This window comes from Luteibacter sp. 22Crub2.1 (assembly GCF_900167995.1).
Lineage (GTDB): Bacteria > Pseudomonadota > Gammaproteobacteria > Xanthomonadales > Rhodanobacteraceae > Luteibacter > Luteibacter mycovicinus.
In genome coordinates this window covers 30063-42758 of the sequence record NZ_FUYT01000011.1, presented here as the reverse complement: position 1 = coordinate 42758, position 12696 = coordinate 30063, and the positions used below count along the sequence as shown (strand labels likewise).

Here is a 12696-nt window from a genome sequence, read left to right as displayed (position 1 = left end):
GGCAGGTCGCGGCAAGCACCCTGTCGCCAGCAGGGCTGGCTCCTACCAGAGCCAGGCCGCGATCAGCGTGTTAGCAAACTGATTACCAGCCCACGCCCAACGTAATCTGCGTCGGCGCAGCGGTATTCACCGTCGAGCTCTGCTCCTGCGCGTCGTCATAAGCGAACCCGTACGCCAGCCGATCAATGGAATGGTCGTGCCAGAACCTGGCGTAATAGTTGGCCGGCGCCGCCTGATACCATGCAGTCGGGTCGCTCCACTTGCTTACATCGGAAATGACGTGCCGATTGAACGCGGCGGAGATCTGCGTCTCCAGCGCTTTCTCAGTGTCGTTGCCCTGCGCAAGGCTACCCTTGGCCTCCAGCACATCCTGCGTGGTCGGCTTCTGGACCAGATACTGACCACCGACATACGCACCGTTGCCAAGGTCGACCTCGTTGAAAACCAGCGTGGTTCCCTGCACCTGCCCGCTGAAGCGACGCGCGCCGCCCCACAGATCGATCACGAGCGGCCGCGTGCTGTAGTCCGCCCATGCCTGGTCGATGTAGCTGTCGAAGTAATGCTCGTTGGGCTGCCCCGTATCGAATGTCGACTTTCCGGGCGCCAGGATGCGCGTGTCGCTTTCCGCCTCGGAGACGAACTCCGGCGGGACTTCGGCCTTGAAAGCCGCGTAAATCGAAGCACGCGACTGCTCGATGCCGACGCGCTTCTGAAATCCACCTTCACCGGTGACGTTCAGCGTAAGCGGAAAACCGAACTGGTCGACCTGCGTGGTGTTGATCCAGAGACCGCTGTCGTTATAGGTGAACTCGTACCAGTCCAGTTTGACGTCGTTGTTCGCGTCGGTCGGGTTCTGTGGATTGGGACCGGCGAAACCCGTCAGGCCATCCGCCGCGACAAGAATCTTCAGATAGACCGGCTCACCGACCGACACGTAGATGCGGCCTGACGACATCTTTGGCAGCTTCAGGTTCTGCGCCTGAGCCAGGGTGAAGCCATGATTGGGATAGTTCTGTCCATTCTTGCTCAGATGGCCGTCCGCATCGTTGTCGCCCACCGAGGCCGCCACAAGCTGGCCGTCAGCGGATACCCAGGAAAGATTTCCCGTAACGGGATCCTTGCCCAGGATCGTCACGTAGACCTGGTCATCGGCAAAGGCACCGGCCGTGTTGTTCTGCACGATAGTCGGCACGTCGGCGTAAGCCGGAAGCGCTGCACATACACCCGCCGCCAGCGTGGCCAATGGCAGGAACAAAGCCAGCATACGGCGGCGGCCGGCGGAACGAGCGGTTTGAATATTCGTCGTCACCATGAAGCATCTCCTTGCGTTAACGAAACGAGAGCATGCGCATGGCAGGCAGGAATGTCTGCCTTATTTCGGATAAGCGGACCGCATGACCGGCGCAATGGCCCGTACTGTGACGGGACTTCACTCCCATTCGTGCGACCGCCGTTAACGTGGCGTCGGCGACATGTTAGTCGCGCAGAAACTCACGCAAAAAGGCATTGAAGCGCTCGGGATATTCGACAGGCGGAAAATGTCCGCACTTCGGAACGACATGCAGAACGGCATCGCGTGCCTGATCGCACATGAGCTGTCCCGCGGCAACCGGTGCACTCGCGTCGTCTTCTCCCACGATCACCATCAATGGGATAGCCGTCTCGGCGAATCGTGCCGTCAGCCGGTCTTTGAGGTCGAGCGTCGCAACGAGATCCCATAGCGAAGCGTGAAAGCTCGGGTCTTGTCTATGCAGCAGCTTCCGGAACCGGTCGGACACTTCGGGATGTTGTGCACGAAACGCTTCGGGGAACCATCGCGCCAGATGCGCCTCTGCCATGATCGCCATGCCGCCGTCACGCGTAGCGCGCGCACGATCACGCAGCATCTGCCTGACCGTCTCGGGGAACGTGCAGGATGTGGCAACGAGTGTCAGGCTCCGGACCATCGATGGCTGCTCGATCGCCAGGGCCTGAGCGACCATGCCACCGAACGAGATGCCGACGACATGCGCGGATGCGATATCCAGCGAGGCTAACGTCTCCGCCACCTGCGTCGCGATGGCCTCGAATGTCGGCGCGCCGTCGGGAGCACCGGACAGACCGTGACCCGGAAGGTCGAGCGCTACGACATCTCGATCACCCGCGAACTCCACGAACTGCGCATCCCAGATACCGAGATCGAGCCCCAGTGCGTGAAGAAACACGATCGGCGACGCACCCGGTGGCCCCGAGCGCACGACGTGGATGGCATCTGGAGCGCGTGCGGAAAAATCATTCACGAATACGTACCCATCCGTCGATATCGGCTCCCGCCCCCGCAGGAGAACGCCGAGCATACGGACGCGAAAGCTGCCGCGAAAGAAGGTTCGCCACGGCACCTAACGCTAGAGCGGGATACCTTGACCGGAGCGTCGCGCCGCTTCGCTAGCTCACCAGGGCACGACACGCCCCAGATAGTCGAGGTAATGCAGCCCCTGGCGCCCCGCATACGTCGTCATGGTGTCGACCAGGTTCGGAATGCTCTCCTGAATGGTCAGGCGCGCCTCAGGCCCACCCATGTCCGTGCGCACCCAGCCCGGCGCCATGAGCAACAGAGTCCGCGGGTCGTCCGTATGACGTGCCGCGAAGCTGCGCATGAACATGTTGAGTGCGGCCTTGCTGCCTCGGTAAACCTCGTGATTGCCGTTGGTGTTGTTGGTGAGGCTGCCCTGCCCTGACGACATGATCCCGATCGTCCCGTCGACCGTCACAAGATCCTGCAGGGACTCGATCACGCGCATGGGACTGAGCGCATTGGTGACCATCACGCGGATGAACTCGTCGGTGGACACGTCGGCTATCGTCTCCGCGTCATCGTTGGTCACCCCCGCGTTGACGAAAAGCACGTCCACCGTCCGCGATGACAGTCGGGCCTTGAGGGCGGCGACATCCTCGACCACGGTCGTATCGAGGACCTCGACTTCAAGTGCGCCGTCGGACGACGCTGCCAGTTCACGCAGCTTTCCGGTTGAGCTGGCCCGCCCCGTAGCGATGACGTGCCAGCCACGCCCAAGGTATTCCTCGACCATCGCGAATCCGAGGCCGCGCGACGCGCCAATCAGGAGAATGGTTTTCTGTGAGGACGCTGCTTGCATGAGCTACTCCGGTTACGAGGGGCCCGCGCTCCGGGCCGGTCCTCCCAACGTAGCGACGACGCAACCGGGGCGGAAGACGCGCGACAGTCAGTCCATACCTGCACCAAACGCCTTATCTGATCCGATCGCGATACGATGGGTCATGGACGAACCCGACCTCAACCTCCTCGTCGCCCTTGACGCTCTGCTGGCCGAAGCGAGCGTCGCGGGCGCGTCACGACGCCTGGGGCTCAGCGCGTCGGCCATGAGTCGCACGCTGACGCGCTTGCGCGCCGCCACACAGGACGAACTGCTGGTCCGGGCCGGGAGGCGTATGGTGCTGACGCCGCACGCCGAAGCTCTGCGCGAACGCGCCCATGGCCTGCTCCAGGACACGCGAAGCGTTCTCCGCCCGGTGGTCACCGAAGACGGGATCGGCTCCCTCCGGCGCACGTTTACGATCCGCGCCAACGATGGATTTGTCGAGGTGTTTGCGGCCGAACTCATCGGCGCGGCCAGCCGCGCAGCGCCTGGCGTCCGCTTGCGTTTCGCCCCGAAAGCGGAGAAGTCCGCGGTGCCGCTCCGCGAAGGACTGGCCGATCTCGAGATCGGCGTCCTCGGCGGCATGGGACCCGAAGTCCGCGTGCAGGCGTTGTTTCGCGACCGTTTCCTCGGTGTGATCCGGCGCGGCCATCCGCTGGCCGATGTCGACCCGATGACGCCCGAGTCGTACGTGGCGTACGGCCACGTTGTCGCCTCACGTGTCGGCCGCAGCGAGGGTCCGGTCGATGCCGCCCTGGCCGCAAAGGGTCTTCAGCGCGACGTCGTTTCGGTCGTGCCGAGCTTTCAGGCGGCTCTGGCGGTGACGCTGGCATCCGACCTGATCGGGCTGGTGCCCGCCTCGTTTCTTGCCAGCCCGCCCGATACCGTGCGCGTCTTCGACCTGCCGGTCGAAACGCCGACCATCACGGTGTCGCAGATGTGGCATCCAAGGCTGGAGAACGAGGCTGGACATCGCTGGCTCAGACAGCTGGTGCGCGAGGCTTGCCAGGATCGTCTTGCGCAGCTGACATCAGCCTGATCACGCTGGAGAAATCCAGCTCCCCATTCCCCGCCTTACTATTCAACGCATAAAGGTTGCGCGCCAGCTCCCCAAGTGGAATCGAAGCCCCCACACCGACTGCCGCCTCGGTTACCAGCCCGAGATCCTTCAACATCAGATCGTTGCCGAAGCCACCGGTGTAGCCACGCGATGCCGGCGCGTTCGGCAGCACACCCGGCCACGGATTGCACACCTCGGTAGCCCAGCTGCGCCCCGTGCTCACCGCCATCATCTGCGACAGCACGCCCGCGTCGAGACCGTGCGCGACGCCCAGGGCCAGCGCTTCGCCGGTGACGGCCATGATGACGCCGAGCGCCATGTTGTTGCACAGCTTGGCCACCTGCCCCGCACCGCTAGCGCCGACATGGAAAATATTCTTCCCCATCGCTTCCAATATGGGCCGTGCAATATCCAGCACCGCCGTGTCGCCTCCCACGATGAAGGTCAACGTTCCCGCCGCGGCACCCGCGGTGCCGCCAGAAACAGGCGCGTCAAGCATCGCGAGGCCGCGACCAGTGGCGGCTTGTGCAACTTTCTTCGCCGATGCCGGTGCGATCGTGCTGCAATCGACGACGAGTGCACCATCGGGAATGGCGGCCAGCAGCCCCGCGTCTCCCAGATAAAGCGCTTCCACATGCCGGCTGGCGGGAAGCATCGAGATGACGATCTCAGCGTCGCTCACCGCATCGGCAGCGCTCGCCGACGCGGAGGCTCCTGCGACAACCGCCGTATCGACCGCCGACTGAACGAGGTCGAAGACCCGCAGGGCATGCCCTGCCTTGAGCAGATTCGCGGCCATCGGGCCACCCATGTTGCCCAGCCCGATAAAAGCGATGCGACTCATGCGTACGACTCCGGTTGACTGCCCAGATCGGCAAGCGGATGCGCTTCCGCGCTGAACGGTGCATTGAAGAAAGATTCGGCCCAGCTCGATGTCGCCTCGGCCAGCGTCGCCGGGTTCCAGCGCGGTTGGCGGTCCTTGTCGATCAGCAGCGCACGGATGCCCTCCGCGAAATCGCCGTGTGCGGCGCAATGCAGCGACACGATGTATTCGAGGCGAAAGGTATCGGCGAGAGAAAGCGTCGACGCGCGGCGCTGCAGCTCGAAGCCGAGCCGCGCGGAGCCAGGCGCACCGGCAAGCAGCGCCGTCCTTGCGTTATGCAGCCAGGTATCGTCATCCTGGATCGCATCGATGGCGCCGACGATATCGTCGAGCCGCTCGTTGCCGCAGACCTCGCGGATCAGAGCCGCGTGCGCTTGCAGCGGACCGGGTGACACCGGCTGCTCGATGGAGCGTAAAACCGCGGTCAGCGTGTCGTGGTTGGCGCTCGCCGAACTCGACCAGTTCGCGTTGGACAGCGCGTTCATGACCTCCGGACGCGCATCCTCGGGAATGAAGTGGTCGGCGAGACCCGCATGGATGGCATCGCCCGCGCCGAGCGGCGCGCCGGTGAGGGCCAGAAACATGCCGCCGCGATCGGGCACACGCGACAACAGCCAGCTGCCTCCCACGTCTGGATAGAGTCCCACGGTAATTTCCGGGAAGGCCAGCTTCGACCGCTCGGTGACCACACGGTGGCTTGCTCCCGCCATCAGTCCGATGCCGCCACCCATGACGATGCCGTGCCCCCAGCAGAGGATCGGTTTGGCATAGGTGTGAATCCGATAGTCCAGCCGGTACTCGGTTGAAAAGAACTCACTGGCATACGCGTTGCGCGTGATCTCACCGCCGCCCGCCTCCCGGTAGTCGACCATGCTTCGATACAAGCCATGCAAGTCGCCGCCCGCGCAGAAGGCCTTGTCGCCGGCTCCCTGCAGGACGACCACCGCGATCGCGTCGTCGTCGGCCCATGCGCGAAGCTGGGTGTCCAGCAGGCTCGCCATCGTCAGTGAGAGCCCGTTGAGGGTCTTCGGCGCATGGAGTGTCGCGATGCCGATACGTCGCCCATCCCGCCCGTCGCGCTCTTCGAACAGCACGTCGCTCATGCGTTCTTCCACTCGGCCGTACGCTTCTCGAGAAAGGCGTGTACGCCCTCCGCCTGATCCGCGCTGTCGAACAGGTCGACGAAGGCTTCGCGCTCGGCGACGAGCGCGGCAGCGTGCGTCTGGGTGCGCGTTGCCTGCACCAGGCGTTTGCAGGCCGCCACGCTGGTCGGGCTCTGCTTCGCGGCACGCGCTGCCCATGCGAGCGCGGCGTTCAACCCTTCACCTCGGGGAACCACGTCTTCCACCAGGCCGATGCGCAAGGCCGTCGCGGCGTCGACTCGCTCGCCGAGCAGGATCATCCGCTTCGCCCAGCCCTCGCCGACCAGGCGCGGCAGGTTCTGCGTACCGCCGGCACACGGCAGCAGTCCCACACCCGCTTCCGGCAAGGCCATCTGCGCGTGTTCCTCGGCGATGCGAAGGTCGCATGCGAGTGCACATTCGAGGCCGCCACCCATCGCATAGCCGTTGATGGCCGCGATGCTCACGCCACGGAACGCCGACAACGCCTCGAAGGCCTCACCGAACCGACGGGCGGCTTCACGCGCCAGCGCGCGGTCGCCATCCGCGAACTGCTTGAGATCGGCGCCGGCCGAGAAGAACTTCTCCCCCTCGCCCGTCACCACCAGGGTGTAGACACCACGATCCGCATTCAGCGCCGCGACGAGATCGCGCAGCGCGGAAAGGCTATGTACCGTCCAGGTGTTGGCTGGCGGGTTGCTCAGCGTCACGATGGCCGTGTGGCCTTCGAACGTCAGCCTGAGCCCCGTCCAGTCGGTATCCTTGTAACCGGTCATCGCAACTCCTCTTCAGTGTTGAGCAAGTGGCGCGCCACGATCACGCGCATGATTTCGTTGGTGCCTTCCAGTATCTGATGCACACGGCTGTCGCGCAGCAACCGTTCGATCGGGTACTCGCGGATATAGCCATAGCCGCCATGGAGCTGCAGGGCGTCGTTGCAGATGTTGAATCCCGCATCGGTGGCGAAGCGCTTGGCCATGGCGCACCACACCGTGGCGTCGTGACTGCGTGCGTCGAGCTTGCGCGCTGCCGTGTGCACCATCTGTCGAGCGGCGACCAGCTGGGTCGCCATATCGGCCAGCTTGAACTGCAAGGCCTGGAACTCGCCCAGCTTGCGCCCGAACTGCCGCCGCTCACCGAGATAACGCCGCGCGGCGTCCAGGGCGCCCTGTGCGGCACCGAGTGAACAGGCGCTGATATTGATCCGCCCACCGTCCAGACCCTTCATGGCGATCCGAAACCCATCACCCTCTTCGCCCAGAAGGTTCGCCGCCGGCACACGAACGCCGTCGAACGTGATGCCCCGCGTGGGCTGACTGTTCCAGCCGAGCTTGTCCTCCTTACGCCCATACGTAATGCCTTCGGCGTCGGCGGGTACGGCTAACGCACTGATACCACGCGCACCCTCGCCCCCCGTGCGGGCCATGACCACGAGCATGTCGGTGGCACCGGCTCCCGAGATGAAGGCCTTGCTGCCGTGGAGCACGTACGCGTCACCATCACGCACGGCGCGCGTCTGCAGAGACGCCGCATCGGAACCGGCGCCCGGCTCGGTCAGGCAGTACGACGCAAGCTTCGCCCCGCTGCACAGCGCCGGACCCCATTCGGCGCGCAACGAAGAACGTGCATGCGTCGCCAGCATCCACGTCGCCATGTTGTGGATACTGATGAACGCCGCGGTGGATGGATCGGCGGCGGCGAGTTCCTCAAACACGATCGCCGCATCCAGCCGGGTCAGCCCGCTGCCGCCGGCCGCTTCGTCGACATACAGGCCGCAGAAACCCAGTTCGCCTGCCTTACCGATGGCCTCACGCGGAAAGATGCTCTCGGCGTCCCAGTGCGCCGCACGCGGCGCCAGTTCGGATGCCGCGAAATCGCGCGCCGCCTCGCGAAACGCCATCTGCTCGTCGCTGAAGCCGAAACCTTGCCCCATCACAGGAATATCCATGACGGCCGCCATCACTTGAGGCTGATCGTCGTATTGACGCCGTGGCCGCGCGTGTCATCGTCGAACCAGCGCGAAGTGATCGTCTTGGTCTGCGTGTAGAACGTGACCGCCTGCTTGCCGTAAGGGCCCAGGTCGCCGAGTTTGGACGCACGCGATCCCGTGAACGAGAACAGCGGCACCGGCACCGGGATCGGTACGTTGATACCGACCTGCCCCACATCGATGTCTTCCTGAAAGCGACGGGCAGCCGCACCGCTCTGCGTAAACACGGCCGTACCGTTCCCGTTGGGATTGGCGTTGACCAGATCCATCGCTTCGTCCAGCGTGTCGACCGTGAGGACGACCAGCACGGGCCCGAAGATCTCTTCGTCGTAGATACGCATGCCGGGCTTCACGCCCGAGAAGATGGTCGGCCCGACGAAATTACCGTTGCCGTAGCCCGGCACCCGGTATCCGCGACCGTCGAGCTCCAGCGTCGCGCCTTGTGCCACGCCCGCGTCGATCAGGCTCTCGACGCGGTCACGCGCCAACGATGAGATCAGCGGGCCGACGTCGGTGCCGGCCTCGGTCCCCGCGTTGACCCTCAGTGACTTCGCCTTGGTAACGAGATCGGGAATCCACTCGCGCGCGGCCCCCACCAGCACCGCCGTCGATGCCGCCATGCAACGCTGCCCGGCCGCACCGAAGGCGGCACCGACCATGGCATTTAACGTCTGCTCCTTGTTGGCGTCGGGCAGAACGACAGCGTGATTTTTCGCCCCCATCATGCACTGCACGCGCTTACCGGCTTGCGATGCACGGTGATAAACGTGCGTACCGACCTTCGTCGATCCGACGAAAGACACCGCCTTGATGTCGACGTGATCGCAGATGGCGTTGACCACCTCCTCGCCCCCGTGCACGACGTTGAGCACGCCCCTGGGAATGCCTGCCTCCTGCGCCAGCTCGACCAGCCGCATGGTGACCATCGGGTCCTGCTCCGACGGCTTCAGCACGAAGGTGTTTCCCGTGGCGATGGCCATCGGAAACATCCAAAGGGGGATCATCGCCGGAAAGTTGAACGGCGTGATGCCTGCGCAGACACCCAGCGGCTGCAGCAGTGTGTACGTGTCCACGCCACCGGCCACGTTGTTGGCCAGCTCGCCGAGTTGCAGATTGCCGATGGCGGCCGCCTGCTCCACCACCTCGAGGCCACGGAACACGTCGCCTTCGGCGTCCGGCAGTGTCTTGCCCTGCTCCGCCGTGAGGATCGCCGCCAGTTCCGCCATGTGTTCGCGGATCAGTTGCTGGTACCTGAGGAAGATGCGGGCCCGCGTCCCGATGGGCGTCTTGCGCCAGGTGGCGAACGCGCGCCGGGCGGCGGCGACGGCCGCATCCACCTCCCGGGATGTGGCGAAGGGCACACGTGCCAGGACGACCTGCGTCGCCGGGTTGATCACATCGCGCCATTGTGTGGTCGCGGACTCGACGAACTCACCGTCGATCAGCAGTTTGACGGTCGCGACATCGGTCGCGGCACGATTCATCTCGTTCATGATGCTTGTCTCCATATCGCTCACCCGCGAAACCGGGCGTGCGTGAGCGAGACAAGTCGGTTCGAGGCCACGGACGCCGCATCGAGCCAGCTCGTCCGGTTGCCCACCGCAACACCCGAGGAAGACACCGCAAGCGGTGCCCACCACGGGCCGGTCTCCGGGCTTGCGAGCGATGCGATCCGCATCACCCCGACACCTTCCCGCGTTGCCGCAGTGGTTCTGAGTCGGGTTTTCTCGCCTACCGTTGCGGGGGCAGCGCCGGCATCGGACCGGCTTCCCGTTTCACCCTGCGCACCGGAATGGCGGCGGCAGGACACCTGTGGCCAGCGGGAGTGTAGGCGGCGACGCGGCGAGCGACACGCTGCGATGCAGTAAAGGCGCCTTGGATGCCGCCACGGATTCCGACTAAGCTGCGCGGATCAGCCGTTCCACGCTCAGGAGATCTCCATGATCGACCACACCGGCGCCACCGTCAGCGACTTCGAGCGCAGCAAGCAGTTCTATACGACCGTATTGGCCTCCATCGGCTATGAACTGATCGTGCACTTCCCCGCCTCGAAAACGGGACGTACCGACGTGGCGGGGTTCGGCGAGAACGGCAAGCCGGATTTCTGGATCTACCAGGGCACACCCAATCAGCCGCCGGTACACGTCGCCTTTCGGGTGAGTTCGCAGCAGCTGGTGCGGCTATTTCATCAGACGGCGCTGGATGCGGGCGCGAGGGACAACGGTCCGCCGGGCCCGCGTTCGCACTATCACGAAGGCTATTACGGCGGTTTCGTGCTGGATCCGGATGGCCATAACATCGAGGCGGTGTTTCACGCCGGCTGATGGAAGATCATTGATGAACTGCCCGCATAGGCTCAAGCGGTTTATCCCACTTAATCACTGGACCCCCGGTCGGTAGCATGGCGTCATGGCTACCTTCTGGAGATCACCATGAAAAAGCGCGTTCTCGGTAAAAGCGGCTGGAGGTCTCAGCCGTCGGCTTTGGCTGCATGGGCCTCAATTTCAGCTATAGCCACGTGCTGAGCGGCGACGAGTCAGTCAAGCTCATCCGCGAGGCGGTGGACCTAAGCGTCGATTTCTTCGATACGGCCGAGGTCTATGGTCCGTTTACCAATGAGGAGATCGTCGGCAAGGCCTTCGCGCCGATGCGCGACCGCGTCGTCATCGCGACGAAGTTCGGCTTCGCGTTCGATCCGGAAACGAACAAGCAGACGGGTCTGGACAGCCGCCCGAAAAACATCCGCAAGGCCGCCGAGGGTTCCCTCAAGCGTCTGGGCATCGAGCAGATCGATCTGCTCTATCAGCACCGCGTAGACCCGAACGTGCCGATCGAAGACGTCGCCGGTGCGGTGAAGGATCTCATCCAGGAAGGCAAGGTGAAGCACTTCGCGTCGAAGGCTAGCTGGTGCTCAACGGGATGAACCACATTCTCCGGGCGACCCTGGCGGGCCTTGGTCTGGCCTGGGTGCCCGAGGACGTCGTCGTGCCGCATATCGAGGCCGGACGACTGGTGCGCGTCCTGGAGAGCTGGTGCGACCCGTTTCCGGGCTACCACCTTTACTACCCGAACCGGCGGCAGACCTCCCCCGCACTGACCCTGCTGGTGGATGCGCTACGTTATCGTGGCTGAATCGCCCACAATCCCTTGACGTTTCCGCGATTGACACCATCTCGTAGGTAGCCGAGGATCGAATCAGGCCGCGCCCGGGTCCCGGGGCCGCGCAGCAAGCAGGAGTCACCCATGAGCCAACGTCATCTCGTCCTCGCCGCCTTGTTCGCCCTGGACGTCGTGTTCTTTCTTGCCGGTTCGGTCACAGGGACGTTGCTGCTCGTCGCCGCTGGCGTCGTGACGGAGACGGCCTTCTGGTTCAACATGATGCAGCAGCGCCGGATGCAGCGGATCAAGGTTCGCGCGCGACGCGATCGCTGAGCCTCCCGTAAGTCGGCGTCAGAAACCCCGCACCGCGGGGTTTTTTTATGTCGCCCCGGAAGCCTCCTCCGCACTCGGTCCCCGCTCCAGATACGTCGACAGAGCGATATAGCTCCGCGTCCCCTTGAATCCCTCCATCGCGTGAATCCGCTCCAGCAGGTGTTCGAGCCCCCGCGTATCGGCCGTCCGTACCTTCAGCAACATCGCGCTCTCTCCCGTCACGGTGTGGATTTCCTCCACCTCGGGAAAGGCCTGCAGCGCCAGCAGCTGGCGTGTCACCGCCCAGCTGGTCGTGTCCACGTGGACGAAGGTCAGCAACGGACGCCCGACCTTCACCCCATCGAGCACAGCCACGGTGGCCTTGATGACCCCATCCCTGCGCAGCCGCTTCACCCGCTCATGCAGCGCGGGTGCGGAGAGATGCAGCCGTTCGGCCAGCTCCGCGTAGCTCAGCGTGGCATCGGCGGAGAGCGCGCCTAATAATTTTCGGTCGATCGCGTCGAGCCGGACCGCGTCGGGGGTCTCGCCCGGAATGGCTTTCGTTTTTTTCGTCATGGCAGCCTGTCGCCCTTTCGCCGAATGACATTCGGCGTTTTACTGAATCAGCCTAACAGACTGCGAAGAACCTTTGACATGACCACCTTCGACACCCGCGTCGCCATCCTCGTCCGCAGCGACCTGCTGACATGGCAGAAGCTCAACGTCACCGCCTTCCTGGCCACCGGCATCGCCGGAGCGGCGGCAGATGCCATGGGCGAGCCATACATCGATGCGGCCGGACGTCACTACGCGCGCCTGCTCGGGCAGCCGATGCTCGTGTTCGGTGCCGATGCGACGCAGCTCGCCCATGCGCATCGCGTCGCCATCGAACGCGACGTGACCCGCGCGATCTATGTCGAGGCGATGTTCTCCACTGGACACGACGCGGCCAACCGCGAAGCCTTCCTCGCGGAAGACGCCGATGCACCCAACCTCGTCGGCATCGCGTTACGCGGACCTCGGAAGGCGATCGAGAAAGCCACCAAGGGCGTGCCTCTGCACACGTGATTTCACGG

At 64.3% G+C, this 12696-nt stretch carries 14 protein-coding genes, 1 pseudogene and 1 riboswitch; of the genes and pseudogenes, 6 read left to right on the top strand and 9 right to left on the bottom strand.

Annotated features, from left to right (window positions below):
* Nucleotides 1-82: 82 nt before the first annotated feature.
* From B5X73_RS12720 to B5X73_RS12710, 3 genes are all read right to left on the bottom strand, one after another.
* Nucleotides 83-1312 carry a glycoside hydrolase family 64 protein gene (locus B5X73_RS12720; RefSeq protein WP_079521992.1) on the bottom strand — a complete coding sequence of 410 codons (1230 nt, stop codon included), beginning with the start codon at nucleotides 1310-1312 and terminating at the stop codon, nucleotides 83-85.
* 163 nt (nucleotides 1313-1475) lie between these two features.
* Complete coding sequence (locus B5X73_RS12715) at nucleotides 1476-2279, bottom strand: alpha/beta fold hydrolase (RefSeq protein ID WP_176167834.1); 804 nt, start codon at nucleotides 2277-2279, stop codon at nucleotides 1476-1478.
* A 150-nt stretch (nucleotides 2280-2429) separates the two neighbouring features.
* Nucleotides 2430-3134, bottom strand: a complete 705-nt coding sequence (locus tag B5X73_RS12710; RefSeq protein WP_079521990.1) for an SDR family NAD(P)-dependent oxidoreductase — start codon at nucleotides 3132-3134, stop codon at nucleotides 2430-2432.
* A gap of 142 nt (nucleotides 3135-3276) precedes the next feature.
* On the opposite strand from B5X73_RS12710, the gene B5X73_RS12705 reads away from it, so the two are divergent.
* Nucleotides 3277-4194, top strand: a complete 918-nt coding sequence (locus B5X73_RS12705) for a LysR family transcriptional regulator (protein WP_079521989.1) — start codon at nucleotides 3277-3279, stop codon at nucleotides 4192-4194.
* Here the strand turns inward: B5X73_RS12705 and mmsB are convergent.
* The 5 genes from mmsB to B5X73_RS12680 are packed head-to-tail and all read right to left on the bottom strand — an operon-like array spanning nucleotide 4136 to nucleotide 9693.
* Complete coding sequence (gene mmsB, locus B5X73_RS12700; protein WP_079521988.1) at nucleotides 4136-5059, bottom strand: 3-hydroxyisobutyrate dehydrogenase; 924 nt, start codon at nucleotides 5057-5059, stop codon at nucleotides 4136-4138. The two genes, B5X73_RS12705 and mmsB, sit on opposite strands and share 59 nt — an antisense overlap.
* Nucleotides 5056-6201: an enoyl-CoA hydratase/isomerase family protein gene (locus B5X73_RS12695; RefSeq protein WP_079521987.1), complete on the bottom strand. Its 1146-nt coding sequence runs from the start codon at nucleotides 6199-6201 to the stop codon at nucleotides 5056-5058. Before B5X73_RS12695 ends, mmsB begins: the two co-directional genes overlap by 4 nt.
* Nucleotides 6198-6995: an enoyl-CoA hydratase gene (locus B5X73_RS12690; protein ID WP_079521986.1), complete on the bottom strand. Its 798-nt coding sequence runs from the start codon at nucleotides 6993-6995 to the stop codon at nucleotides 6198-6200. The genes B5X73_RS12695 and B5X73_RS12690 overlap by 4 nt, the downstream gene beginning before the upstream one ends.
* Nucleotides 6992-8167, bottom strand: a complete 1176-nt coding sequence (locus tag B5X73_RS12685; protein WP_139382778.1) for an acyl-CoA dehydrogenase family protein — start codon at nucleotides 8165-8167, stop codon at nucleotides 6992-6994. Before B5X73_RS12685 ends, B5X73_RS12690 begins: the two co-directional genes overlap by 4 nt.
* Nucleotides 8168-8178: 11 nt before the next feature.
* Nucleotides 8179-9693, bottom strand: coding sequence for a CoA-acylating methylmalonate-semialdehyde dehydrogenase (locus tag B5X73_RS12680; RefSeq protein ID WP_079522088.1), 1515 nt, complete (start codon nucleotides 9691-9693; stop codon nucleotides 8179-8181).
* Nucleotides 9694-9832: 139 nt separating this feature from the next.
* Nucleotides 9833-10038: riboswitch (cobalamin riboswitch) on the bottom strand.
* A gap of 111 nt (nucleotides 10039-10149) precedes the next feature.
* Here B5X73_RS12680 and B5X73_RS12675 point away from each other — a divergent pair.
* The 4 genes and pseudogenes from B5X73_RS12675 to B5X73_RS12660 all read left to right on the top strand — a co-directional run bounded on the left by B5X73_RS12675 (nucleotide 10150) and on the right by B5X73_RS12660 (nucleotide 11641).
* Entirely contained in the window at nucleotides 10150-10533 is a 384-nt protein-coding gene (locus tag B5X73_RS12675; RefSeq protein WP_079521985.1) for a VOC family protein, read from the top strand.
* A gap of 108 nt (nucleotides 10534-10641) precedes the next feature.
* Nucleotides 10642-11099: pseudogene (locus B5X73_RS12670) on the top strand (aldo/keto reductase); the annotation flags it as partial.
* Nucleotides 11100-11128: 29 nt separating this feature from the next.
* Complete coding sequence (locus B5X73_RS12665) at nucleotides 11129-11341, top strand: LysR substrate-binding domain-containing protein (protein ID WP_079521984.1); 213 nt, start codon at nucleotides 11129-11131, stop codon at nucleotides 11339-11341.
* A 111-nt stretch (nucleotides 11342-11452) separates the two neighbouring features.
* On the top strand, nucleotides 11453-11641 hold the full coding sequence (locus tag B5X73_RS12660; RefSeq protein ID WP_079521983.1) for a hypothetical protein: 189 nt from the start codon (nucleotides 11453-11455) through the stop codon (nucleotides 11639-11641).
* Nucleotides 11642-11686: 45 nt separating this feature from the next.
* On the opposite strand, the gene B5X73_RS12655 is transcribed toward B5X73_RS12660, so the two are convergent.
* Nucleotides 11687-12196, bottom strand: coding sequence for an Lrp/AsnC family transcriptional regulator (locus B5X73_RS12655; RefSeq protein ID WP_036114328.1), 510 nt, complete (start codon nucleotides 12194-12196; stop codon nucleotides 11687-11689).
* A 78-nt stretch (nucleotides 12197-12274) separates the two neighbouring features.
* On the opposite strand from B5X73_RS12655, the gene B5X73_RS12650 reads away from it, so the two are divergent.
* A complete protein-coding gene (locus B5X73_RS12650) occupies nucleotides 12275-12688 on the top strand; it encodes a DUF2000 family protein (protein ID WP_036114331.1) in 414 nt (137 codons plus the stop codon).
* Nucleotides 12689-12696 lie beyond the last annotated feature (8 nt).

Coding starts and splice junctions, on each gene's coding strand:
- B5X73_RS12720 (WP_079521992.1), bottom strand. CDS start 1,312: ATGGTGACGACGAATATTCAAACCGCTCGTTCCGCCGGCCGCCGCCGT.
- B5X73_RS12665 (WP_079521984.1), top strand. CDS start 11,129: ATGAACCACATTCTCCGGGCGACCCTGGCGGGCCTTGGTCTGGCCTGG.
- B5X73_RS12660 (WP_079521983.1), top strand. CDS start 11,453: ATGAGCCAACGTCATCTCGTCCTCGCCGCCTTGTTCGCCCTGGACGTC.
- B5X73_RS12650 (WP_036114331.1), top strand. CDS start 12,275: ATGACCACCTTCGACACCCGCGTCGCCATCCTCGTCCGCAGCGACCTG.
- B5X73_RS12655 (WP_036114328.1), bottom strand. CDS start 12,196: ATGACGAAAAAAACGAAAGCCATTCCGGGCGAGACCCCCGACGCGGTC.
- B5X73_RS12675 (WP_079521985.1), top strand. CDS start 10,150: ATGATCGACCACACCGGCGCCACCGTCAGCGACTTCGAGCGCAGCAAG.
- mmsB (WP_079521988.1), bottom strand. CDS start 5,059: ATGAGTCGCATCGCTTTTATCGGGCTGGGCAACATGGGTGGCCCGATG.
- B5X73_RS12705 (WP_079521989.1), top strand. CDS start 3,277: ATGGACGAACCCGACCTCAACCTCCTCGTCGCCCTTGACGCTCTGCTG.
- B5X73_RS12690 (WP_079521986.1), bottom strand. CDS start 6,995: ATGACCGGTTACAAGGATACCGACTGGACGGGGCTCAGGCTGACGTTC.
- B5X73_RS12695 (WP_079521987.1), bottom strand. CDS start 6,201: ATGAGCGACGTGCTGTTCGAAGAGCGCGACGGGCGGGATGGGCGACGT.
- B5X73_RS12685 (WP_139382778.1), bottom strand. CDS start 8,167: ATGGATATTCCTGTGATGGGGCAAGGTTTCGGCTTCAGCGACGAGCAG.
- B5X73_RS12710 (WP_079521990.1), bottom strand. CDS start 3,134: ATGCAAGCAGCGTCCTCACAGAAAACCATTCTCCTGATTGGCGCGTCG.
- B5X73_RS12680 (WP_079522088.1), bottom strand. CDS start 9,693: ATGAATCGTGCCGCGACCGATGTCGCGACCGTCAAACTGCTGATCGAC.